27 protein-coding genes, 1 tRNA gene and 1 pseudogene are annotated in these 24,042 nt (G+C 41.8%); 13 read left to right on the top strand and 16 right to left on the bottom strand.

The annotated features are described in order from the left end of the window. Window positions 1–204: hypothetical protein (locus tag Q7S11_04475; GenBank protein ID MDO8572986.1), on the top strand; the 204-nt coding region annotated here is incomplete at its 5' end. Window positions 205–307: 103 nt separating this feature from the next. Here the strand turns inward: Q7S11_04475 and Q7S11_04470 are convergent. Then, a complete protein-coding gene (locus Q7S11_04470; GenBank protein MDO8572985.1) occupies window positions 308–544 on the bottom strand; it encodes a hypothetical protein in 237 nt (78 codons plus the stop codon). A 119-nt stretch (window positions 545–663) separates the two neighbouring features. On the opposite strand from Q7S11_04470, the gene Q7S11_04465 reads away from it, so the two are divergent. Next, complete coding sequence (locus Q7S11_04465; GenBank protein ID MDO8572984.1) at window positions 664–1,617, top strand: HAMP domain-containing sensor histidine kinase; 954 nt, start codon at window positions 664–666, stop codon at window positions 1,615–1,617. Between the two features lie 108 nt (window positions 1,618–1,725). Here Q7S11_04465 and msrA read toward each other — a convergent pair whose 3' ends face one another. The 8 genes from msrA to Q7S11_04425 form a co-directional block, all read right to left on the bottom strand. Next, window positions 1,726–2,298, bottom strand: a complete 573-nt coding sequence (msrA, locus tag Q7S11_04460; protein ID MDO8572983.1) for a peptide-methionine (S)-S-oxide reductase MsrA — start codon at window positions 2,296–2,298, stop codon at window positions 1,726–1,728. 18 nt (window positions 2,299–2,316) lie between these two features. Next, the gene (locus Q7S11_04455) at window positions 2,317–2,811 is read right to left on the bottom strand and encodes an aspartate carbamoyltransferase (protein MDO8572982.1); all 495 of its coding nucleotides are present in this window, start codon (window positions 2,809–2,811) and stop codon (window positions 2,317–2,319) included. 48 nt (window positions 2,812–2,859) lie between these two features. Then, the gene (locus Q7S11_04450) at window positions 2,860–3,549 is read right to left on the bottom strand and encodes a pseudouridine synthase (GenBank protein ID MDO8572981.1); all 690 of its coding nucleotides are present in this window, start codon (window positions 3,547–3,549) and stop codon (window positions 2,860–2,862) included. Window positions 3,550–3,591: 42 nt separating this feature from the next. Beyond that, window positions 3,592–4,389 (bottom strand): hypothetical protein, encoded by a 798-nt coding sequence (locus Q7S11_04445; GenBank protein MDO8572980.1) that lies wholly within the window; start codon window positions 4,387–4,389, stop codon window positions 3,592–3,594. 29 nt (window positions 4,390–4,418) lie between these two features. Next, window positions 4,419–4,757: a hypothetical protein gene (locus tag Q7S11_04440; protein MDO8572979.1), complete on the bottom strand. Its 339-nt coding sequence runs from the start codon at window positions 4,755–4,757 to the stop codon at window positions 4,419–4,421. A gap of 159 nt (window positions 4,758–4,916) precedes the next feature. Further along, window positions 4,917–5,273, bottom strand: a complete 357-nt coding sequence (locus tag Q7S11_04435) for a hypothetical protein (protein MDO8572978.1) — start codon at window positions 5,271–5,273, stop codon at window positions 4,917–4,919. Window positions 5,274–5,478: 205 nt separating this feature from the next. After that, a complete protein-coding gene (locus tag Q7S11_04430) occupies window positions 5,479–6,765 on the bottom strand; it encodes a hypothetical protein (protein ID MDO8572977.1) in 1,287 nt (428 codons plus the stop codon). A gap of 75 nt (window positions 6,766–6,840) precedes the next feature. Then, entirely contained in the window at window positions 6,841–7,767 is a 927-nt protein-coding gene (locus Q7S11_04425; protein ID MDO8572976.1) for a D-alanyl-D-alanine carboxypeptidase family protein, read from the bottom strand. 109 nt (window positions 7,768–7,876) lie between these two features. Here Q7S11_04425 and Q7S11_04420 point away from each other — a divergent pair, with 109 nt between their 5' ends. Continuing rightward, window positions 7,877–9,010, top strand: a complete 1,134-nt coding sequence (locus Q7S11_04420) for a hypothetical protein (GenBank protein MDO8572975.1) — start codon at window positions 7,877–7,879, stop codon at window positions 9,008–9,010. 71 nt (window positions 9,011–9,081) lie between these two features. On the opposite strand, the gene Q7S11_04415 is transcribed toward Q7S11_04420, so the two are convergent. Beyond that, entirely contained in the window at window positions 9,082–9,384 is a 303-nt protein-coding gene (locus Q7S11_04415; protein ID MDO8572974.1) for a hypothetical protein, read from the bottom strand. 116 nt (window positions 9,385–9,500) lie between these two features. Further along, window positions 9,501–9,932, bottom strand: a complete 432-nt coding sequence (locus tag Q7S11_04410; GenBank protein ID MDO8572973.1) for a DNA-binding protein — start codon at window positions 9,930–9,932, stop codon at window positions 9,501–9,503. A 421-nt stretch (window positions 9,933–10,353) separates the two neighbouring features. Between Q7S11_04410 and Q7S11_04405 the strand changes: the two are divergent. Further along, a pseudogene (locus Q7S11_04405) lies at window positions 10,354–10,605 on the top strand (SWIB/MDM2 domain-containing protein). Window positions 10,606–10,759: 154 nt separating this feature from the next. Here the strand turns inward: Q7S11_04405 and Q7S11_04400 are convergent. Next, the gene (locus Q7S11_04400; protein ID MDO8572972.1) at window positions 10,760–11,140 is read right to left on the bottom strand and encodes a GNAT family N-acetyltransferase; all 381 of its coding nucleotides are present in this window, start codon (window positions 11,138–11,140) and stop codon (window positions 10,760–10,762) included. A gap of 526 nt (window positions 11,141–11,666) precedes the next feature. On the opposite strand from Q7S11_04400, the gene Q7S11_04395 reads away from it, so the two are divergent. Next, window positions 11,667–11,810 carry a hypothetical protein gene (locus tag Q7S11_04395; protein ID MDO8572971.1) on the top strand — a complete coding sequence of 48 codons (144 nt, stop codon included), beginning with the start codon at window positions 11,667–11,669 and terminating at the stop codon, window positions 11,808–11,810. A 249-nt stretch (window positions 11,811–12,059) separates the two neighbouring features. Next, a tRNA-Asn gene (locus Q7S11_04390) sits at window positions 12,060–12,132 on the top strand. An 89-nt stretch (window positions 12,133–12,221) separates the two neighbouring features. Here Q7S11_04390 and Q7S11_04385 read toward each other — a convergent pair. Then, a complete protein-coding gene (locus Q7S11_04385) occupies window positions 12,222–14,141 on the bottom strand; it encodes an ice-binding family protein (protein ID MDO8572970.1) in 1,920 nt (639 codons plus the stop codon). 305 nt (window positions 14,142–14,446) lie between these two features. On the opposite strand from Q7S11_04385, the gene Q7S11_04380 reads away from it, so the two are divergent. From Q7S11_04380 to Q7S11_04355, 6 genes are all read left to right on the top strand, one after another. Then, complete coding sequence (locus Q7S11_04380) at window positions 14,447–14,632, top strand: hypothetical protein (GenBank protein MDO8572969.1); 186 nt, start codon at window positions 14,447–14,449, stop codon at window positions 14,630–14,632. Between the two features lie 143 nt (window positions 14,633–14,775). Continuing rightward, window positions 14,776–15,303, top strand: coding sequence for a hypothetical protein (locus tag Q7S11_04375; GenBank protein ID MDO8572968.1), 528 nt, complete (start codon window positions 14,776–14,778; stop codon window positions 15,301–15,303). 136 nt (window positions 15,304–15,439) lie between these two features. Continuing rightward, window positions 15,440–16,861, top strand: coding sequence for a pyruvate kinase (gene pyk, locus Q7S11_04370; protein MDO8572967.1), 1,422 nt, complete (start codon window positions 15,440–15,442; stop codon window positions 16,859–16,861). A gap of 79 nt (window positions 16,862–16,940) precedes the next feature. Beyond that, entirely contained in the window at window positions 16,941–17,165 is a 225-nt protein-coding gene (locus Q7S11_04365) for a DUF167 domain-containing protein (protein MDO8572966.1), read from the top strand. A gap of 230 nt (window positions 17,166–17,395) precedes the next feature. Beyond that, a complete protein-coding gene (gene raiA, locus Q7S11_04360) occupies window positions 17,396–17,785 on the top strand; it encodes a ribosome-associated translation inhibitor RaiA (protein ID MDO8572965.1) in 390 nt (129 codons plus the stop codon). Window positions 17,786–17,933: 148 nt separating this feature from the next. Then, entirely contained in the window at window positions 17,934–18,578 is a 645-nt protein-coding gene (locus Q7S11_04355; protein MDO8572964.1) for a peptidylprolyl isomerase, read from the top strand. On the opposite strand, the gene Q7S11_04350 is transcribed toward Q7S11_04355, so the two are convergent. The 3 genes from Q7S11_04350 to priA all read right to left on the bottom strand — a co-directional run bounded on the left by Q7S11_04350 (window position 18,579) and on the right by priA (window position 22,375). Further along, entirely contained in the window at window positions 18,579–19,457 is an 879-nt protein-coding gene (locus Q7S11_04350) for a methionyl-tRNA formyltransferase (GenBank protein MDO8572963.1), read from the bottom strand. Continuing rightward, window positions 19,447–20,037, bottom strand: coding sequence for a peptide deformylase (locus Q7S11_04345; GenBank protein ID MDO8572962.1), 591 nt, complete (start codon window positions 20,035–20,037; stop codon window positions 19,447–19,449). Before Q7S11_04345 ends, Q7S11_04350 begins: the two co-directional genes overlap by 11 nt. A gap of 424 nt (window positions 20,038–20,461) precedes the next feature. After that, window positions 20,462–22,375 (bottom strand): primosomal protein N', encoded by a 1,914-nt coding sequence (gene priA / locus Q7S11_04340; GenBank protein MDO8572961.1) that lies wholly within the window; start codon window positions 22,373–22,375, stop codon window positions 20,462–20,464. Window positions 22,376–22,612: 237 nt separating this feature from the next. Here priA and murA point away from each other — a divergent pair, with 237 nt between their 5' ends. Beyond that, entirely contained in the window at window positions 22,613–23,923 is a 1,311-nt protein-coding gene (gene murA, locus Q7S11_04335) for a UDP-N-acetylglucosamine 1-carboxyvinyltransferase (protein ID MDO8572960.1), read from the top strand. Window positions 23,924–24,042: the final 119 nt, after the last annotated feature.

Here is a 24,042-nt window from a genome sequence, read left to right as displayed (position 1 = left end):
CCCACTCCCATAAAGCACATCTTTCTCAACGGCAACATGCTTGCTACCGTACAGGGAGGATGGGGGAATGGAATACTCTACTACGACCACACCGATCACTTAACGGGGAGCAACATCGTTTCAGACAGTGGAGCTCATGTTGCAGAGTTAACCGATTACCTGCCCTATGGATCGATACGGACAGATGACAGAATCAATGGGTGAATTTGGAAGCCTTGAATTTGGAAGCAAGGCTTCCAAATTTTATATAGTAAAGCCCCAAACGCGTAAGCGTTTGGGGCTTTTAAAGATTTTTTATGGCGCATGTTTACGCCGGAAAGGGGATTGATTCTTCAATGAGGATGCACACATTGGGAGGATTTGACGTGTTGATATGGATGTTTTCGTAACCAGAATTTTTCATACCATCGAAAACTTCTTGCGCCGTGAATCCCTCGCTGCGGAGCACGTGTATCAATTTTACTATTTGACTATTTTGTGGCGGAAGCTCTAGCGGAATAACTTGTGTCTTAAGTTCCCTAATTCTTTTACCGATTTCTTTCATTTCTGTCTCCAAAATAAGTGATTTATTCCAACCACCAAACTACTCTATTTCACTCCAACAGTCAAGCTGTATACGCTTTTTGTCATCCCAAATCACAAAAGATATGCTACAATTTATCTATGTCTCAACTGCACATCAAACCCCATAAAGATGAACAAGGAAAAAACGACACGTCATTTATTTCAATTGTTTTTTCAGGGAACGGATTGATGTCGCTCGGCATTATTTTTTCGTTGGCGATTATCGTGTGGGTTCTCCAAGTGTTAAGCGAAATCATTGTTCACAGCATGAAGGGAAGTAGTTTCATTATTCCCATTATTTCAAGCTTTATTCTTTTCTTGGTTGGGAGATTGTTTTGGAAAGAAGGTAAAAAAACAGATACTTCAAAATATGAATTTATCACCGTGGCGGCTCATCGCTTGAGGACGCCGTTGACGAGGCTTGGCTGGATGATCACTGGTTTGCGTGATGAAGTTTCAACGCAAAATGGTAAAAGCCTTGCGGACGATGCCAACAAAACAGCAATTGAACTCACCAGTATCACCAACCAACTCCTCACTGCCGCAGAAGCAGGGGAGTCGTCGCTCTACTACAGCTACATTCCTCACGAAGAAGATCTCGGTCTCATTGTTCGACAGGTAATCGGTGAATATGCGATTGGTGCCATGAAAAAAAATATTGAAGTACTTATTTCCGCACCGACCGATTTACCTAAGGTATATGTCGATCGGGATCGTATTCGAGAAGCAATCGGCGCACTTCTTGAGAATGCCATTCTCTATACCTCAACACAGGGGAGAATCGAGGTAGTTATAGTAAAAGAATGGAAACATCTCAAGGTTTCTGTAAGGGATAATGGAATTGGGATTTCAAAAAGTGAGATTCCTTATGTTTACACAAAATTTTTCCGTACCAAAGATGCTGTTGCAAAAGATGCCGATCGGGCAGGACTTGGACTTGCAATCGCTAAAGATATCGTTCAACGCCATGGTGGGGAAGTGGGCGTTGAGTCAAAAGGTACCAACCAAGGAACCCAATTTTGGTTTACATTTCCTATATCACATCAGGAATAATGGACGTAATAATTACCCTGCGGCAAGTCGCGGGGTAATTAACGGTACTTATTATATACCTTTAGTCATGACCAGAAGTATATAATGATATAATTTTCCAGTGATGTTCTAATGAGATGAATTCTCCTGTAATGTGAGAAGTTCCGAAAATTTCTCCTGAACTTTTTTGAGCTTTGGGTTGATAATCATTTGGCAATACGTCTGTTCGGAATTTCTTGCGTAATAATCATGATGATAATTCTCGGCTGTATAAAATTTCCCTAATGGCTCGAGCGTAGTGACGATCGGTTTTCCATCGGGATGCGAGGAGTTTAGTTCCTTGATAAAATTTTCTCCCTCGGCTTTTTGTGTTTCATCGGCATAAAAAATAACCGATCGATATTGCGTTCCCACATCATTTCCTTGTCGATTTAATGAGCTTCCGTCATGGGTCGCAAAAAATACGGTGAGCAGGTCACGGTAAGTAATTTGTTGCGGGTCAAATAGAATATGCACAACTTCCGCATGTCCAGTGGTGCCATCACATACATCCCCGTAGTTTGGGTTTTCTTTTGTTCCGCCGGTGTATCCGGGAGTCACTGATGATACTCCTCGAAGCATTTTAAATACTGCTTCAGTACACCAGAAACAGCCACCGCCAAACACTGCAATTTTAGATAGGTGTTTAGTAGTATTGTTCATATATAAAAAAATTATTTTTTAGCGCATCTCCATGGCATTTCGTCCGTGGTCTTTCACTTGCGCATCAAACCACACGTGGATTGCAGAAATTAGATCAGGATCTTTTGATGAATAAACGATTTCCGCTCCATTGGGTAAGGCGTGATAGGTAAAAGTAATTTTTGCCGCGCCCTTACGCAGATCACTAACTCCCGGCATATTGTCGCCATGGATCGTCATTGGGTCTTCAAAATTCCCTTGGCGAAAATTATCCACCTCATATTTGAGATGCGCTTGAACCAAGTCAATTTGCTCCGTATTAGTGAGGTCTTTCACAAAAACTTGCTCAATACCGCCATCGGGGAGTTGTTTAAAAACATGCGTTGTTTTTTCAAGGGAAAATGGCATAACGCGCGAACCCATTTCATGGACCATTACTTGTTTATTGGATAGAGAATACTCTTGATATAATAGAGTGCCTCCTATAATCACTAAGACGATTCCCACTAAAATTAAATATTTTTGTGTAATCATGGTAGAGAATAGTATATATTTTCTCTCCAAAAACCACAATTTAAAACGTTACGCAAAAAGCTCATCAATTTCGTTTGTACTAAGCGGCCGTGTTTCACCAGTCTTTATAGTACCAAGCGAGATATGCCCAATACGAACACGTTTGAGTGATGTGATTGTATATCCGAGGTCTCCGAGCATAACACGAATCTGATGGCGCTTTCCTTCATGAAGAATGATTTTGATGGTGTGTGAATCAACGAGGGTTGCATTTGCAGGGAGGAGTTTTCCCAGTGCGTCCGTATTCATTCCTTTTTTAAATATTCCGACAATCCCTGCGCGTAGGTTTTCTCGAACGGTTGCCACGTATTCTTTTTCAAATTGCGCATCGCCCCCGAGAATTTTTGTGGTCACCCTGCCATCGTTGGTGAGAATAAGAAGCCCCTCCGACATTTTGTCTAAACGTCCGACAGGGAAAAGCCCTTTCTTCTCCCAGTCAACAATGACGCTTTTGTCTCCCGGAAGTCCTTGCGTGGGGAGTCCTCGTGGCTTGTGATATGCCAGGTAAATATATTTTTTAGGGTGTGGCTGGTTTAAGACAATCTTGTCACTTTCATGAACAAGCATACCTGTTTTTGCAACAGCACCATTGACGAGTACTTTCCCTGTAGAAATAAGCTCATCGGCTTCCCGACGTGAGGCAAATCCTTTATCGCGAAGATATTTATTGATGCGAATCGGATAGATGATTGAGTTCATCCATCAACAATACCGCAAATACGTGGAATGTAAAATAGAAATTTAATTTGCCCAGATGACGAATGTGAAAACTCTCTGTCCCTTGCCCAAGTCGCGTTCATAGAGAGAATTTTTTCCGTCTTTTGATTTTCGCACTTCCTTGCCCCATTCCTCCGATGATTCTGCGGAGGTGTCGTTGTTGTTGCTATTATTTCGTCCCCATGTTGGAGATATCGCGCTTGCAATCGTTGTGATCGTGTCGAGATGGCTATAAATAAAATCAAGCTCGTCGTAGTCATGCGTATTCGGGTGCTGATTCGGCGTTGGGTCATTTGTGTAATCCATGCATGTACCAAGCGGAGGATTATCAAAGATTTCATCTTGATGATCAAGACCAAATACATGTCCAATTTCTTGACACATAACAAGATTTTTCCATGCCGGAGTGTTGTATTTTACGGAATTAAAGTAGGTGTCATTTAATTTAACCGTTCCCTTGGTAATATGATTTCCACTTGTGGAGATCGATGCCACACCAAGCCAGCCATTGTTGCCGTATTTGCTGTTACACACTTCAACGCGACCATTTACTGCCTTGCAATTTTTTGGATTTGTCTGACCTGTTGTTATGTTTGTATTGAGTACCGAAGATGTATTCCAGTCACTTAATGAAATCGCGAGGTGTGTATCCCACACTGAAGTAACATTGTCACCAAGTTGCACGGTGAATGGATTTGCGGTTCGTGCCCAATGATAATTTGCCCATGCGTGACTTGCATATGCAATGGATGCAAATGCGCCAATAGATGCGAGAACAAAGGTTGATACAAGAATTTTTTTAGTGCGCGATGTAAGCGACATGACGTTAATGTAGAATATGAATAAATTATTTATATATGAATCTTATCCGCAAATTGTCCAATGAAAGGTAGGGGAACTTCTTTGCCGTTGATCGCGTTCATAATTCCTATGACAAATAGCACCAATAGTCCAATATTCAATATCCATGCGAACATGTAAATCATAAGTACTCGCGAGATGATCATGACACCCACCGAAGCGATGAATAGCACAAGACCTTGTTTGACGTGGTATTTCACAAACGGATCATTTTTTGCATCTGTCAAAAGTGGAATAAAGAAAAGAATATAAGCGACGATTGCCATGCCGGTATTTTTCCCCCTGCTTCCTTCTTTTGTCTCCGATGGACTTGGTGTTGTTTCTGGCATAAATATTAGATTATTTATTAAGCACCCATTATATCAAATTAGTTAGTATCATGTAAACAAGCATGGTGGAGAAGAAAATTATACTACGAGAGAAGCATTTTTTGTAAATAAAATGCCGCGGTGTTTGCACGCCGCGGCCGAAGAGACTTTTTTTAAAGTTTAAAGACATCCTTTGAGGAATTTATACGGACGAAATCCCCTGCTTTCAATGCGCCTTATGACTTCTTTCATACTTGGGTATTCCTCGGATAAGTCACAAAGAGTTTTGTACGCAGTATGTGCCAATTCTTGATTGGTATAATTTCTTGCGCTACGCCCAAGAACCATAGCGTGAGGAGCAGGGGAGATTGCCACAGGTCCCAATCCATCAGGTTCTATCATGCGTCGCCAGATTTCATTTCCTACACCATGTTTCCCGGCAAGTTTTGCAAGTGGTACTAATGCCTTGAGAAAAACCTCAAAATCTGTTCCCTGATTTCGTAATGGTTGATTCGCCGTATTTCTTTCTGTGATCATCGGAATTTCTCCAAATAGGTAGTTGTTCGGCACGAAAAGAGCAAGAACTATTTTTAGACTACTCGTGTTTAGCGGGTATGTCAAACTTTCGTTGAGATTGATTTCGCGAAGGAAAAAATCTACTCAAAATTATTTAGTAGCATCAAGAGCTCGTTCAATCTCTGATCACAAATTTTTGAGCAAGGGGATAAACATCGAACAGGGGCTAAGGTTCAAAAGAAATATTATCCAAATAAAGTCCCTGCGAAGCATCACGGCTCGAAAAAATAATGTCATTGATGATACTATTTTCCGCTCCCAAGCGAGAGAGGGGTATGGAAATTTTTTGGAAATTATCGTAATCTCCTATGTTTTTGACATAGTCACCCAAGGTTATTTTATTGAGCTCTGTCTCGGTAGTATTTTTCGTTTGAACATAGATCGTATCTTGTAGTGCTTGGCCTTTCGCCCAAAATGTTAAGTAGTGATAGGAATAGGTGTGCATGCCTTGTTCTTGGCGAAAAAGGACGCTTTCGCCCGCTTCTCTAAACGTTGTTTGAATTGAGGGGGAATCACTCAAACCATCTTTGTGATAAATACGCGTATCGGCATTCACGGTTGGCATGTCCCACCCATTTTGGAATTTATCAGTGAATACATCCGGAGCGTAGGTGTCTCCTAACCCGGAAGTCGGACGATGGGTGGGTTGGCCGGTAAAAATTAAATTATCGATATAGATCTCTTCTGGTTTTTGGCTTTGGAACACAATTTGAGATACCACAGTTCCGGATGCTTTAAAGGGAATGAAGCTGATATACATTTGTGCGTAATCTTTGGTGATTTTCCCTGCGTATAAATAACGGGATATGTTTTGACTTCCAAGCTTATTGCCTTTGGCATCATATAAAATGAGATTTATCTCCTCATCTCCGATGTTTCCTGCAATATGAACATCAATACCATCATATGCTTTTATGTCTACTCCGGTGTCGTTCTTAAATCGAACTTCTCCTTGCGCGTCATTAAATATCATCTGGATTGCATATGCACCATTTCGGGGGGATTTTATATCGGCATGTGCGGATGATGTTTCAATCGTCCAGCCGGAAAGTAGTTCGTCAAGAAAAATAAATGGTGAGGTTGTCGGATTTGGTTTTTGTATAACAGACACTACCTGCGCAGATTGATTTTTTTCTTGATTGTTTTGGTTGTCGTTATTGTGCAATGTCTCATCATTTGCGCTGGCAGGAGAGAGTGTTTTAGTCAAAGAAGTATCAAGGGTTGTTTTTACTGTTTTAGCCACTTCGCGTAACGCGTTCTTTTGTGCCGGTTCATTTGACGCAGTCTCTTTCACGGCAGTAGTGGGGGGTTCAATGATCTTCCTCGTCATCACAGCATCCTTTACGGGCGCTGAAAGGGGCTGTTCTGCACTCCCATACATCGCTTTTACGAGGAAAAACCCAGGGAGGGCTGACATAATAAACGTTGCGGTGAATATGAATTTCTTGAACACGTGTACTTTATAACATAAAGTACAAAGAAGTCAATTTTTTAATCCTGAATTCTAACCTGAAACGCAACACTCATATTACTGATCAAACAGTGTTACAAGAAACTCATCGATCTCGCGCTGAGTGATGTCGTAAAAATTTTTATTTTCGCTATGTAACTTAAGCGCCAAACCTTTGCCAACAAATCTCCAATGCCACGGCTCAAAAATATAATAGCCATTGTTTTTAGGATAGGAGAGGACGAAACCATATTTGTATGCGTTTTGAACGAGCCATGCATAGCCATCTGTATTTTCAAATGCGGTAAAATTTATTCCAAGTTTGGCTGTTGTAAAATCTATTGTTGTACCGAGTTGATGTTCGGAGTATCCTTGATCCGCAGAAAATTTATTTGCTCCGGATCCATAGGTGAAGGTGTATGCTGATTTGAGCGTGCTTTGTATACCAAATGAACGATATGCGGAAATAATTTTTAGATCAATATTTTGATTGCTTGCATCGTCGAGCATTTTTTGTAAAAAGGGCAACGTCTCACCGGATAACGATTGTTCTTTTTCCATTTCGTACATATATTGAGGTGCAATGGGTAGTAGATTTTTGGGAGCATAGTTCTCATTCAAAAAATAAACGCGCGAATACTTTTTGAGGAGTTCTTTGTCTGTGTCTGTTAATTTTTTAAGCGTGCCAACAGTACTCGCCATAAATTGCACTTGCGCTTCCATTCCATCTACGAGTTCGCGTTCCTGGCGGAGGTCTTGCTCGAGGTTGTTTCGATCGCTTTGTGTTGCGGCTAGGATTTGCTTTACTGAATCAATATTTTCAAGAAGTATCTGCGACTGTGTTGCAAATTCTTGTTTTGTTTTTGCGAGCTCTTCTTCAAGCGCTATTTTTTCTTTGGTAAGTTTAAAATCCTGGTAGCCCAAATATCCCGTCGCACCGATAAGGGCGACAAGTATTGCCACAATGAGAGAAGCATACCCCGTGTTCATTTCTTGAGGATTCATAGGGGTTATTATATCCAATAGCGGACCTATCGCGCAATGACATTTGTTCACAATATTACATAAAGAGAGGTATACTATAAGCAGTTTAATCATCTAATTACTAAAAATCATGAAATCAGTAACACGCACAGTTCTTATTGTGGCGATGGTTCTCGTTCCGGCAACTCTCTTTGCGCTTGAGCTCCGTGTGGGAGAGCAGCCAAGCATATCTTCAGGTGAGCGTATCGAGGGCGATACGTATATTGCAGGTGGAAGCGTGCAAAGCTCCGGCATTATTGAAGGAGATCTCATTGTCGCGGGAGGAAGCATTTTGATAAACGGAAGTGTGTTGGCAGATATCATTGCAGTTGGGGGGAACATCACCATATTGGGAACCGTGGGAGATGATGTTCGTGTCGCTGGCGGTAATATTATTATAAGTGCCCCAATAGGTGGTGACCTCGTGGTGGGTGGCGGGCAAGTACAAATCACCGGGGCTGGTGTAGACGGAGATCTTCTTGTTGGCGGGGGAGTTGTTCATATTGACGCGCCTATCAAGGGGAATATCCACATTGGTGGAGGTGAAATATTTTTGAATGCGCCAGTGACCGGTAATGTGGAATTTAATGGTGATAAACTTACGCTTGGTAAATCGGCGAATATTGGGGGAGATCTTACATATCGCGCGAAAAAAGAAGCAGTAATTGAAGAAGGCGCAGTGGTACAGGGTGGTACAAAATATGAATCATGGGAAAATGCGCGAGAGGGCTATAAAAGTCCACTCCCGGTGATACTCTCGATCTTTGTTCTCGGAAAATTCTTTGCGCTTCTTGTGTGCTCACTTCTCTTGGGGCTTTTCTTTCGTCGCTATGCGAACGAACTCGTGCAAAAGGCGGTTGCACAGCCGCTTCTTGAGATCGGTCGCGGTTTTGTGACATTGATTGTTCTTCCTGTGGCATCAATGCTTCTCTTTGTGACTCTTGTTGGCATCCCACTCGGAATTTTAGGCATGGTAAGTTTTATTGGCGCGATCGTTTTCTCTTTGATCGCTGTCCCGATTGTCTTGGGTAGTGTTGCGCAAAAATGGATATTCAAAGGAGACCATTATGAAGTTTCGTGGAAAACAATCCTTCTTGGTGCGGTGCTCTATGCCATCTTAGGGGTAGTTCCTTTTGTTGGCTGGATCATTGCCTGCGGGTTTATGCTCCTTACACTTGGAGCGGCAGTGAATATTAAATGGGGGCTTGTGAGGACTTGGCGGTAACACCTGTTTGAGTTTTTTTGTCTACTGTAATTATAAAAAAACCGCCCCGAGTTTCTGGGGGGCGGTTTTTTTTACTCGTTTACCTCTTCGTTATCGGGACGATTATGGTCCATAAGTTCTTCAAGTGTGTACCAACCCGCAAAACTAAGACATAACTGCACTGCGGTTAAATGGCTTCCTGTCTTTCTTTGTTTTTCAGGATCCAATGCGTATTCTTTAACTCCGTCACATAGAAAATGTGCGTGTGCAAGGAGCTCAGGCTTGGTAAGCGATTCGAAGGTTCTCTTCGCATCCATTCTGACCTTTGGTACTTCCGCAACACGAAGACGTTTCTCATACATTTCAATGATTAAGACAATTTTGCGAGGTGTCATTTCTGGCACTCCTTTCTGGTATCTAAGCCAATACTATGGATTACCTTCGTGAATGTCAAACAAACACCACAACATTCCAACATTCTGCAGAATGTTGGAATGTTGTGGTTATATTTTTATGATGGAATTGAACACAAGAGATTAAGCCCGGTCGCTTCATCGTATGCACGAGTCATTTCACCGGGGAGTTTTATAAGATGAATTTCACATGCGCCTGATATGTGAAGTGAGAAGATGTGGCCGCCCAATACCGAGAGATCTTTTCTTCCGAACGTGCCGTGTATGTGAATGATTCTCTCGTTTTTAAGTATCGCGATATTTCCGACAAGTGAAAGAATTTCAACATCTTCTCTTATGGTGTGCCGTTCAAACTTTTTTGTTGAGAGATTGTAATACGCAAGTTCAAGAACTTCCGCCGCGCCCAGTCCGGTAAAATATCCAGCTTTGATTTTTTCTTTATCCAAAAAAGCACGCAGGGAAGAAAGAAGTTCCTCTCCGCGTTCTATGTTGAGAATATGAGTATCTTTTTTGTGATAAGCGATAACCATAGAAACATTATACCAAAAAACGAAACCGCCCAAGTAGAAACGGTTTCTGTTGGGCGGTTTATATCACAGGACCTTGTGATTGTGTGGATTCGAACATGTCGGCATCCCACGTGAACCATTCCCCGTCTTTCTCGTGTAATTCTTTGCCGCAATATATACAGTTGGTAATGTCACGAGCACCGCGTGGTGCTTCACATTCCCCCGAGTTATCACAATGTGTCTCGTCTTCATTGTCGAACATTTGAATTCTCCAGTAACAAACCTATTCATCAGACTAATCTTTTCTTGAGTTACGTCAATCCCTGCTATTTATTTCAAATATACACACAAGAAATAGACGGGAAGACAGTATGGGATCTATGGTATATAATAGAATGGTCGAGTTTTAATATTAAAAATCGTTTAAATTCTCATTATGGTTAGAAAAGCAAATCCAGCGTTCTTAAAGCCACTCACCTTGTCTCCTGAACTTGAGGCTGTTGTTGGTAAAGGACCCATGCCGCGTTCTGATGTTGTTAAGAAAATCTGGGTGTATATCAAGAAGTTGGATCTTCAGAATCCAAAGAACAAAAGAAATATTTTGGCTGATGAAAAATTGAAAGCCGTATTCGGTGGTAAGGGCGAAGTTACGATGTTTGAAATGACAAAGCTTGTTTCTGCTCATATGAAATAATTTTTCGTGTATCTGAGAATCATTTCCACAAAACCCCCGCCTAAGGCGGGGGTTTTGTTTACCAATTGTTTTGTGGGTATGTTTTAATTCTATGTGTGTGCAAAAAGAAACCACCAGACAGAAGCGGGTTTCTGTCTGGCGGTCGAGCCCGGGGTTAATTCACGGGTTCTTGATAGATAAAGTCATTGCACGGATTTGGTTCTTCGCATCGTGCAAACCCGTTTTTAATCCAAAAATACTCACTTTGTTTTAGGATTTGCACAGCGCGAACACTTTTTAAATCATTGGACCGTGCCCATAGTAAGATAGTTTCAAGAGCCTTGCTTCCAAACCCATGCCTCCTATGACTCTCTGGTAATGTTGTCATATTTGTTATTACCAAATCAGCACCGCTGTAATCATTGAGAACGATACGCAGGGTCGTCACCCCTCTTTCAAAATGAAACCTAACGATGTACGCATCTTCAGTCGATCTATCCGCCGGTTCTACAGAAGCCCCATAATTTTTTAAAAGCTCTATAACTTTATTTTCCACCTCAGTGCTCCTTACACGTTGCAGTCTGGGACGATACTACGTCTTTCATGTTTAAAAAGCAAATCAGTTCTCCTTTTGCAATTCGTGTCGAGTTTTATTATGATTCCCTTGTAAATATTTTTAAATTACTACAACAATGAACGAACCCACATGAGTATCAATTACCAGATTTCTTCACAGCTGGTTCCAAGCTGTTGATTCTTTTACGTCACCAAGCAAGAGCAATTTCTGTTCACCCGTTCTTCATCTACTGTCTGCTATAGTAAATTTCATTAATCATTAACACTAAAAAATTCATGACTAAAACCTAAAACTACGGCGGTTATTGGGGGGGCAGTCATAATCATTGGGGGGATTGATTGTCTTCTATAGCATGGGAAACACAACCCTGTCTTCGACCAATTAGGCGCCTGTGTGCTTATTGCGATTATTAGGTTTATACAATGACAACCGAGTTAATTTCTCCGCCGGAGGCATTATTCAAGGTGTATACTATTACAAAAAGCAGTCTAATTAAATAAATACTATGACAAACATAACACAAAAAGATCAAGCTGTAGAAGAAGAAGATAAAGTAGCACGCGAGGCGGAAGAAAAAGCCGCCGGAGCCCATAAGGATGCCGCAGGAGATCATGAAAAAAAGGCAGGGGAGCATGTGGACAAAAAATAATTTCTCTATAGTCCGTTCACACATTGAAGCAATGATAAAACAAGAGTTAAGAAAAAGCGCGACACTTTGTGTCGCGCTTTTTCTTAATATCTCCATAAAAATCGGCAGAACATTTTGCAATTCATGCCAAGTTTTGTTATGATTCCCCTTGTAAATATTCACATATTCCGCGGTACCTGCCTGCCGCCTGCCTGCCGGTAGGCAGGGCAGGCAGGGCTCAGTACTGAGCATACCGCGGGAAAACAATATTCCGCGGTAGCTCAGTTGGTAGAGCGCCTCGCTGTTAACGAGGATGTCCCAGGTTCGAGCCCTGGCCGCGGAGTTTAGTGGTCATAAACAAAACAACATTCCATAAAGAAATGTTGTTTTGTTATCTGCTTTACAGATATTCGAACCAATGCTCACTCAAAGTTAGTTTACTTGTGTGAGAGAGAACGAATCGAGTTCAAGGTAACCAACGCTGTAGATGGTGTGGAATACCGTAAGAGCTATGGCATTTGCAGGGACTGTTATCTGACGCGTAACATTGGTCCAAGCAGGTGAGGCAGGGAGAGTAGTCAGGAACTGATAGCGCGTGCCAGAGGGTGTTTTATAAAATACACCAATCTCGTTCTTCACATTTGATTTGTATGAATCAGAGAATGTATAAGTTTTCCCACCAACAATTGGCACATCTTTGAAATACCATTTTGCATCACCGCTTGTATAGTTTGTGATCGCCACTTTTACGGCTTTGTTACCATCGGAGCCAATTGTTGGGTAAGTAAAAGTGCGTGTGTTTGTTCCCCAACCTCCCCGAAGCCAATTTTGGGGATTTCCGTTTCCTCCATTTATTTCAAATGACGGATTTTGAATAAGATTTAAGGCAGATAGTGGGCAATATTTTGTACCAGTTGTTTTCACGGTATTACTTGAAATCAATGTTTGGAAGTTCGAGAGCTCGAGCGCAGTAATTTTTGCCGTATTCGGAATTTCGAAGTTTCCGCAGCTGACGGCAGAATTTACACGTGCCCGCCATTTGACCCAACCAGACTCATTTGGAGTAAGTGTGTCTGCGTTCCAGATCAAGAGGCGCGTCGCCTCCGTGTAGAGTGGTTTTGAGCCGTATCCAGCTACTACATTTGCACTGTGCGATTCATCGAGAAACGTAAGTAGTGCGTAGGCGGTATCAGTCACTCTAACCCCGCCACCGGTGCAATTCGCGGTACCAATATTTTTGAAAGCAATTGTATAGGTCACTGTGTCGCCTGGGTTTGCGATGGATTTATCAACTTGCTTTTGAATTTCGAGTTTACATTCTTTAAGTGGAGTTGGTGGCGGAGGGAGAATATCGTTGTTAGTAATCGTACAAGTCTTGTTGGCGCCCGCGGAAAGTGTCACGCTACCACTCGAATCACAATCTCCGCTGAAACTCGACACATACGAGGCATTTGTATCTTCACTTACTATATACGTGCCAGGAGAGAGCGAATAAGAAGTTCCAGGTGCCGCAGTTCCAGCCGCTGGACTCCCTGCAACATCAGTCCCAGAAATTTTTACATGTAGATTAAAGGAAGAAATAGTTGTGGTGCCACTATTATCATTTATCACTTGCTTAATAACATGAAGAGTAGCGGGAACAGAAGGTGATGTGCATGTTGGTGCGGTAATTGTGTCAGTATCGGTCGTCACTGTTCCACCAAATGATAAGGCTCTTCCTATCCACGTAGTATTAGCACCCACGGTAATACCCGCATTGCCAATGACAGTTCCCATGAATGTGTTGTTTGCGCCAAGAGTCATTGCGGCGGCTGGAGTCCAAAAAACGTCGCAAGCTGATGCGTTGGTTGATGTAATAACCGCACCGGCCGGCGATGTAAGCGCACCAACAGGTCTGAAGATGTACGTTCCGCTACCGTTAAGAGCAAGCGGACCTCCTACGTCCATCGCCCCTGTGCTGCAGTACACCCCAGGAGTATATATACCAATAGGACCATGTGTCGTATCAGTAGAGAGATTGATTGCTCCGGGGGTGAACGTGAATGTACATGTTTGGCCATTGAGATTAGTTAGCGCATCACCTTGATCTGTGCCTGCCGTAGCATATGGGGCACCAGATCCGTAGTTCGTATGCACACCTAAAGGGGCAACTGCTGGTCCTGTGGTAAATCCGACATCTCCATTGATTGTGGTTACCGTAGTGTTGCTGTAGGTACTACCAAGAACACCATAAGTTACCGCTTCTCCTAGAGAAGGCGTTGTTGCGGCGAATGCGCTAATCGGTCCGGTGAGACCTAATATAAAGGAAACGGCCAACGCAGCTATTATTGAATTCTTATTAGACTTTGTCATGATTTTTGTTTATTAATGACTAACGTGGTTAATAATTTAGGGAGAATAATTGGACTTATTACGCATCCTTCTTTTACAAGAGCCGTCCCAGAAACGATGGGATTACAGCTCCCCATATACAAACTTATTCCATCCGCCCGGTGTAGGTTTCCCTTCGGTGTAGTCTTATTGGGGTGCTGGGATGTAAATTGTGTTTTCCTGGGCGTTAATCCATGTTCTAATAGCTCTCACTAGTCTGGAGTTTCTAAAAATCTAGCTTTTCTGGTATTGTATTTTTCTATTATCAATTATAAATATATAACACGATGAAAACTCTTAAATGCGATCTATGTGAAGTAACAGCAAAAGGTGAAACCTTTGAAGCATGGATGGAAGCACTTAAGCCTCATTATTTTGAGGCTCATGCTGATGTAATGAAAGACTCTAGTAAAACTAAAGAGGACATGCAGACGTGGATGACTGAAAATAAGACAAGATTTGAAACTGCCTAAAACGTACGCAAAAAACAGTTCTAAAAAAGGTACGAATAGTTGACATAAGTTTACACTTATCCTACTATGAGTACCAGAAAAATATTGTCAAAATCAAATAAGGAGAAACCCGTGGCAGATCAAACACTGAATGGAGGTTGGTTGTGAAAAAAAGATTATTTTTTATCAGCATCTTTAGTGTTTTGACTATCATCAGCACAATGGTTACGATGGCAGGTTATAGTAATATGCGGGAAGAATCTTGGATTCGAAAGATTCAAGCTAGGGAAGAAGCCAAGCGCGAAGAGGACAGAAATTCTCCAAGTGCCGGACGGAAGTATGTTTTAGGGATCATAACTCAAATCGATAACAATCTTCCAAAGCTCGATTCTCAAAATTTTCCCATTAACGGCAAGAATATTCTTGCAATAGGGGACATAGATAAACTGAGTGCCGGGAGTTATGGCATTCACATCAAAACAGCAAATGGCTCATATTTCATTTATGCTCAAGGCGAGGGAGCATACGACCTTTCACAGAAAGTCAAAGAACGTGGCACGGTGGTAATATTTCCGACACAATACCACTTGAGTGGCAGAGATGTTCCCGTTGATATATTTTTTAACAATATCAGCCGATCGGAAGATTCTGCTCCATTCCCACGGCTCGCTTTCTTAATTCAAGTACTATAAGGTAAGATCGATCATACTCACCACCCGTGCATTTTCGCAAGAAAAAACGCAGGGTGGTTTTTTTATTGCAATACCTGAATAAATAAGATATCTTTATCTTTGAACAAAGTTTTTACAATGTGAATAATAAAAAGTAATGGAACACAGTCTTAAATTCAAAAAAACGAAAATTGTTGCGACCATAGGTCCTGCGACGGAAAATCTTAAATCAATGACCGCTCTTGCGAAGGCGGGGATGGATGTCGTACGACTCAATTTCTCCCACGGCGACCACCAAGAGCATTTCAAGCGCATCGAGCTTGCGCGAAAGGTTTCCCAAAAATTAGGACGATCCATCGCAGTACTCCAAGATCTCTCTGGTCCAAAAATTCGTATCGGGGAATTTTATAAAGAGCGCATCATGCTTAAAAAGGGAAGCACGTTCACGCTCACCACAAAAAAAATCATCGGGGACGAGACGCGCGTGTTTGTGAATTACAAAAATCTCCCCAAAGAAGTAAAACGGGGAACCATCATTTTACTTGATGATGGTAAGAAAAAACTTGAAGTCAAAAGCGCTCATAAGGACTTTATTCGATGCAAGGTGCTTGTTGGAGGGGAAACAAAAGGACGAAGGGGAGTGAATGTTCCGGGTGCGTATCTTAAGATCAGTGCGATCACCGAGAAAGACAAAAAAGATCTTATTTTTGGAGCACGTCATGGCGTTGATTTTGTGGCGCTTTCATTTGTGCGTAAGGCAAACGACGTACACGCATTACGAGCACTTCTTATAAAGCATAAATCTGACGCGCACATCATCGCAAAAATAGAAACCGAAGAGGCAATTGAAAACATTGATAGTATTATTGAAGCCGCGGATGGTATCATGGTCGCGCGTGGCGACTTGGCAATCGAAGTTCCGGCGCACGATGTTCCGCTTCTTCAAAAAATGATTATCCATAAATGTAACACCGTGGGCAAGCCAGTTATTACCGCAACGCAAATGCTTGAATCTATGATTAAATCTCCAGTCCCTACGCGCGCGGAAGTTTCCGATGTCGCTAATTCAATTCTTGACGGTACCGATGCGGTGATGCTTTCGGAAGAAACAACACTCGGCGAATACCCCGTTCATGCGGTGACTGTGATGTCACAAGTGGCTCGCCGTACGGAAACAATAAGCCACAAAAAACATCTTGAGGAAGGACGAGGAATCAAGGGAATCGTTGATGCGGTAAGTTATTCGGTAGTGCACGTCGCCGACGAAGTTGATGCCAAGGCGATCATCGCGCTCACCGAATCTGGTTTCACTTCTCGCATGATCTCGCGTTTCAAACCCTCCCAGCCAATCATTGTCATGACACCAAATCGTCGAACACTTGCAAAAGTTACGCTTTCATTCGGCGTACTGCCGGTTGCGATTCATGGGTTTCGATATGTGGGAGAAGTAATGAGTATCGTGAGTGCATTTGTAAAAAAACGCGGTATTGCAAAACGCGGGGACAAAGTGGTCATTGCGGCAGGCGTTCCATTCGGTCGTTCCGGTGCGACGAATATGCTTCTCGTACATGTAGTTTAGAAAATTAATTTTTAATCTCCAATTCGCAATCCTTAATTAATTCACAATGAAGCAATTTGAAAATTAGAAATTGAATGCCATGTACATCAAAGTCCGTGTCACTCCAGACGCAAAACGGGAGACATTCGAAAAAAACTCATCTGACCACTTCACTCTTTCTGTAAAAGAACCGGCAGAGCAAAATCGCGCGAACAAGCGCGTTATTACTCTTATTGCGAATCATTTTAATATATCGACAGGAAAAGTTCGCATCATAAGCGGGCATCATTCAGGAAGTAAGATTTTGAATGTATCCATTGAATAAGTATACTCGTTGCGTTTAGGCTCAAGTTTGTCCGATGGATGCTTGTTTGGTATAATTGGAGTAATTAATCGCTAACCTTTTACAAAATGAATCCCGTAGTAGAATTTCAGGTTGCTTTTTATATCAAACAATCTTTCTGTGTGGTAGAATAATAAATATTTATCAAAAAAATAATTAACTTTTTAGGGAAGTCTAGCTTTTAAGCAGACGACCTGAAATTTCACTACAGGATGAACATCAGTGTTAAGGCGACAAACATAGTTCTCACTCCTGCAATATCTCAGTATATAGATGAGAAGGTGGGGAGTCTCGAAAAATTTATCGTAGCGACCGATCCCACAACAGTAAGGGCAAATATCGAAGTAGGGAAGACCACGCGCCACCATCATTCAGGGAACGATATATTTCTGGCTGAAATCAATTTGCATATTGACGGAAAAGTTCTTCGTGCTGTTTCGGAACAAAGCACGCTGTATGCCGCACTCGATGATATGAAAGACGAGATTGCGCGAGAGATTAATTCTTCTAAAAATAAACAACGTACCTTATTGCGCAGAGGAGGTGCCACAGTGAAGAATCTTATAAAGGGGTTGGGCGGTTTTTATAAGAGGAAAAGATAGCGTAATTATGGGGAATACATAAATGAGTATTTGAATTGGGGTGAAGTCAAATATTATTCTATAATACCTTATTAAGAATCATTATTATTTTTTTACTTTTAAATTTATGCACAGAAGAGCGGATCTTGTCAATTGGATAATACTGATCATGGTTTCCATTGGAACGACATGGTATTTGGTTTCGTTTGCGAATATTGTTGAAAGAGAACAAGAAGCGCTTGCAAGCAGTATTATGAGCGCCGATTTCTACGACACATCGTTTGAAAAACCTTATATCAATAATAATGTTGAAAAAAAATCTATGGATACAGTGATCATGAAAACAAATTTTGGTACGATTGAGGTTTCATTGCTACGCGACAAAGCGCCCAACACGGTTGATAATTTTCTCAAACTTACAAAATCAGGATTTTATGACGGCACGCGATTTCATCGTGTGATTAAGGGCTTCATGATTCAAGGTGGCGACCCGCTTTCAAAAGATCTTGCAAACAAAAGCAGATGGGGACAAGGTGGACCAGGATATAAGTTTGATGACGAGCTCTCGGGACAGGAAAAATATCCACAAGGAACATTGGCGATGGCAAATGCGGGACTGAATACCAATGGCAGTCAATTTTTTATTGTCACCGCCGATCCGGAAGCGCAACTTCAGCCAAATTACACCGTTTTTGGTAAAGTGATTAGTGGTATAGATGTAGCGCTTAAAATTGAGAACGTGGATACGGAAGGGAAGGGTTCGGTTGATCGCCCAATCAAAGAAGTTGTAATTGAAAGTGTAAAAGTAAAATAATTATATTCCCCTCAAAAAATCCTCATATTGCATCTCTCTTTTCCCCTCCGGAAGAACTTTTTTAATAACGAGTTTTTCTTCAACAAGCTCGGCATCTATTATGGTGACACGGATTTTTTTACCATGTCGCTCGGTGAAAAAATATGCCTTCGGCCATACATCAAACGCCTGAATTTTTCTGAAATTCATCATTGGGTCTCCCGTGAGATCAATTAGCCCATCTTCTTTGGTGAATTTTTTTGTGTACGTTGCGATGTCGTGTTCCTGTTCGCGCGCCGTGATCTTTTTTGAAACCCAACCAGGTATTATTTCTGCAAGCAATTTTCCACCCTCGTGTGCAAGCATTGGCTCAAGTACGCTTGCTTTAGGCGGCCAAGGAGAAATCGTGATTTCCTTCTGCGCCACGATCGGACCGTGATCCATTTTTTCGTCAATGAGCATGATGGTGACCCCCGTTTTATCTTCGGTAAGTATCGCGCTTTGGATGGGGGATGCGCCACGTAGTTTGGGAAGTAGGGAGGGATGAATGTTGAGCGTTCCATGTTTTGGAATATCAAGTATTGATTTCGGAATTATCTTTCCGTAGGAAGCGACAACCGCCAGTTTCAAGTTCATCAAGTTTGTAAAGTTCTTAAAGTCGGCAATGAAGGAGTCGTTGAGGATTTCAGGTTGTATGAATGGAATTTTGTTTTCTTGAGCCCAAATTTTTACTGGCGGGGGGGTGACAATTAATTTACGTCCTCTTGGCTTGTCGGGCGCGGTAACAATAAGGTCAGGAATAAACCCGTTTTCTTTAAGCGCTTCAAGAACGCCTATGGAAAAAGAGGAAGTTCCCCAAAATACAATCCTCGAATCTTTGTTTCGCTTACTACTTTCCATGTGTGATTTTTTCCATTTCTTCAGGACGTATTTCTTCTAAATCTTTTGCTACATCAATAAAAAGTATTCCGTTGAGGTGGTCGGTTTCATGTTGAAAAACCTGGGCGAGAAGACCGCTTGCTCCGCGGGTGATTCGTTCTCCATTTTGATTGTATGCTCGTATCGTCGCCTTGTCTGACCGAAAAACCTTTCCATAGAGCCATCTCACCGAAAGGCAACCTTCTGGGATCCAATACTTTTTTTTAGAAAGTTTAATAATTTCGGGGTTTATAAATACAAGATCTTTCTTTTTTTCATAATCTGGAGATGTTGAGTTCTCTGGTAATTTCACGGCCCGTGTTTTTACGCGTGCATCATGTTCTTCCTGCTCAATTTTATGGATTTTTTTTGACACAAGAAAAATCCGCAAAGGAATATTGATTTGCGGCGCGGCAATCGCAATACCATCATCTTGCGCATCAAGAGCAGTTTTCATTTCCTTGAGTACATTTTTTATGTACTCGCCCCCGATTTTCTCAACAGGGACGGCCTGTGCGTGTCCGCGAAGTACGGCGTGTTCTTTTTGTACGATTTCTAGCATAGTTTTATTGTATGCTACATTCAATAATGAAATATATAAAAAACAACCCCGGCATACTTGTGAAAGTAACCGGGGGACCGTTAGCACGCTGCGCAACTCAGTTTCGAATCTCTGTTTTGAGAATAATGGCCTCTACCAAGCCATGGTTATTTCCAGAGATTCGGGGGAGCATCACGCTGATATTGTGGGCAATAATTACACCACAACCCATTTTGTGCCTTTGCCCAATCCAGGGCTTTTCGACAGTATACGATTCACCTGCTGGGAACCTCCCCACCTTTTAAAGGGGTGTACTTCTATGCTCGCGATAAGATATCACATCCCTATAAATTTAGCAATGCCACTATCACTACGGATGTCCACTACGGAAGTCCGACCTCCGTATAGATTTTCGCAGTATGTAGTAGTCTCTGAATAGATTAGTTTAAAGAATGTCCTCCGGATCAATCTGGATTGTAAAATATGGAGGAATTGAGCGTAGAATCTGGAGAAGCTCCTTATCCACCCAAATACCACGATCAAGCTTAATAAGTGTATTCATGCGATAAAGTCCTTTAACCTCCTGAATGAACGCGGGATAGGTAAGGTGTTCATAAGGAGAAAGAAGTGCCGAAAGATTTTCCATTTCCTCCTTCGCACTTGCTTTTTTTCCGCTCCAAGTAATCTTGATAAGCATCTGAAACGGGGGATAGCCGAATGTTTTTCTCTCGGATATTTCTTCACGATAAAAATCAAGCAAGTTGCCACGCGTGAGGAACTCAAAAAGCTTTTTTTCCGGACTCCTTGTTTGCACCAGGAAATGTTTCATTGTTTTTTCTCGTAGAAGTAAAAGAAAGTTCATTATTTTTTCATTGATGCGAAAATCCGGCATCGCGAAAAGCGAGTCAATTCCCACAATGGCAATCGTATCGATGTTTTTGTTGAGATAGTGAAGTGCCATGCCAGTTCCCAAGAGGATACTTCCGGGAGAAGAATAAAATTGATTTCGAATTTCTATTGCCTTTTTGGGGTTTTTTATTGTGTCTTTGTCGATGCGGAAAATTTTAATCTTAGGAAAGTCTCGCATCAATTCTTCATGCACCTTTTCAATGCCGACTCCAAGTGCGGTAAGGCGCCAACTTTCACACTTCTTGCATCGAGTTTCTGCAGAAATTATCGTGCTACATTTGTGGCACATAAAAACATTTTTTTGATTTTCAAGGCTTTTGTGAAGAACCATGGGGGAACTGCAACGGGTACATGTAAAAATTGCGCCACAATCTCCGCATACGGTGATAGGGGAAAGACCTCGGCGACCAGCAAGGATAAAAAGGTGGCTATTTTCTTTTTTGGTCGCTTCGACGTGCTCACGCAGTTCCGTGCTCAATACACTCCATGTTCCACGAAGGGTATCTTTTTTATATTGCTTCATGTCGACGATAGATTGTGTTGCTGTTGAAATAGAGCGGAATTTGAGTGGAGCAAGCGCTTGGAATTCCCCTTCTTCCTGACGCCAAATTGTTTCGGGGCGCAACAAGATATCACCAAAAATAAGTCTCGCACCAATCTTTTCAGAAAAAAATTCGGCAAATGTTCTTATGTCGACATATGGACGAGAAAATGTTTTATAACTGCGCGAATTTTCTTTATCCAATATAATGGTGTGTATATCACTGCGGGGTATGGAGAGAAATGTAGCAGTTGCGACAATAAGTACGGGATGTTTTTGAGAAGCAATGTTGTTCCATCGCGAAAGCATTTCTTTTTTTGAGAGACCGCTGTGGAGTACGAAGGTGTATTCTTCGATTCCCCGTTCAAGGGATTGGAAGACAGTTTCTATATCTTGAATTGTGGGAAGACAGAAAAATACTGACGATTTCTTGGCAAATTCCTCTCGAATAAGACTTTTGTAGGTCGAGAGTCGTTCTTCCTCAGGAAGTTGGAGAATAAATTTTTCTCGCTTAAGTCCCGAAACTTTTTTCCGTGCCGCCGCGGAGAATTGGTTGCCCGGGTTAATTTTTGAGGATTGGGATAGTATGGCTTGAGGTGTAAATACTCTCACGATATCTCCGGTCGTGGTTGCAAAATATTCTCCCGCATTCCGTGCCGCATCAATAAATCCGGGTACAAAAAAATTCTTAGTACTTAAAAAGTCAACTTTTTTAATGGCGTAGGACGATGCCTTAATAGCTGTTTTTTCTTCAGATACATCTCTGGATGAAACCACCAAAGCATTTATCGTTCTTCCTCGTACGGGAACGGAAACAATTGAGCCAGGAACAGCGTCTTTCAAGGTAAAATAGGAAAGCTGTTCCCTGAATATGCCTTTTGCAAGTGGTATTACATTAACGATCTTCATAACCTCTATTTAATCACAAGCAAGCAAAAGGTGAAAGGATGGGTACTCGGTGTTTCTAAGTGTTTTTTTGCAATCTATACAAAAAAACAAATCCTTTTGTATTCATAGGGCGTCGGGGTTTACGGTTTCTGTTTGTAAAAATCACCAAAACCTCGTATGATAGAGCGCAACGAGTTCTACGATGAGTGATACACATCCTGTACCTAGCGGGTTATTTATTGGAATTAAATTTCTATTATGATTGCTAATGACAAATTTTTTATACGCGGGTTGGGAGGGAAGAAAAAACTCAACGGAACCATTGTAGTTAGTGGTGCAAAAAACGCTGCGCTTAAAGCGATGGCGTCCTCAATACTTTTTAAAGATACATTGACCACCAAAAATATTCCCAACATAGAAGATGTAAAAAGAATGAGTGATCTTTTGATTGATCTTGGGTGTGAAGTGAAAAAAAATAATTCTCATACATACGTGTTCCGATGCGGGAATACCATAAAAACAGATCTATCGTCAGAGATTTCAAAACGAATGCGTTCGTCGATTGTTCTCTCTGGTCCAATTTTGGCGCGATTTGGGGAAGTTTCATTTCCACATCCCGGTGGTTGTGTAATTGGGGAACGACCGATTGATTTTTTTATCGACGGATTTCAAAAAATGGGTGCGCGAGTAACCATAAAGGGAGGCACACGCAAAAAGTCATACATAATTCGCGCACCCAAGAACGGGCTCCGCGGAGCAACTATTTTTCTTAAAAATCCAAGTGTCACCGCTACTGAAACATTTATGATGGCGGGGATACTCGCAAAAGGTATAACGGTGTTACAAAATGTCGCCCTTGAGCCGGAGATAAAGGATGTTGCGGATTTTCTCATACAGAGTGGAGCAGATATCAAGGGTTTAGGGACCACGACTCTGACCATCAAAGGTGGCGGGCTTCTTTCTGCGCGTGGAAAAGTATACACGACGATGCCGGACAGGATTGAAGCAGGAAGTTTTATTATTCTTGGCGCGCTTGGCGCGAAAACGTTGCGTATTGAAAACTGTAATCCCGATCACATCACTTCTCTTATTGATACACTGAGAACTATCGGTGTATCGTTTGAGGTCGGTAACAAAAGTGTTACTATTTCGTCTTTCAAACGAGGATCACAATTTAAAATGGTCTCTATAAAGACTCATGAGTATCCAGGATTTCCGACCGATTTACAAGCTCCCATGATGGTGCTACTCACTCAAACAAATGGAGAGGCAGTTGTATTTGAAACTATTTTTGAAGGGAGACTTAATTACACCGAATCACTTATGGGCATGGGTGCTGACATCACACCCATGGATCCTCATCGTGTACTCGTAAAAGGACCCACGGCGCTTCGGGGGAAAAAACTTGAGAGCCCCGATCTGCGCGCTGGTCTCGCGTTTATTATTGCGGCAACAATCGCGAGGGGAAACTCAACAATTCACAACGTTTATAACATTGATCGCGGCTATGAACGTATTGAAGAGCGATTGAAAGCAATTGGGGTTGATATTAAAAGAGTTTCGGACTAAGAAAAGCTTCACGAAGCTTTAAGTCTATAAAATTAAGAATCTAACGAAGCTGTCGAAGCTACGGAAGCTCATTTTTATTGCGTTGCCATCTCCAAAAATAAAGAGTACAATTGATTTCT

This window comes from bacterium, from assembly GCA_030648955.1.
In the GTDB taxonomy this organism is placed as follows: domain Bacteria; phylum Patescibacteriota; class Minisyncoccia; order Phycocordibacterales; family JAUSHB01; genus JAUSHB01.
The sequence above is the reverse complement of the archived record's forward strand: the minus strand, read 5'-3'. Positions and strand labels throughout refer to the sequence as shown.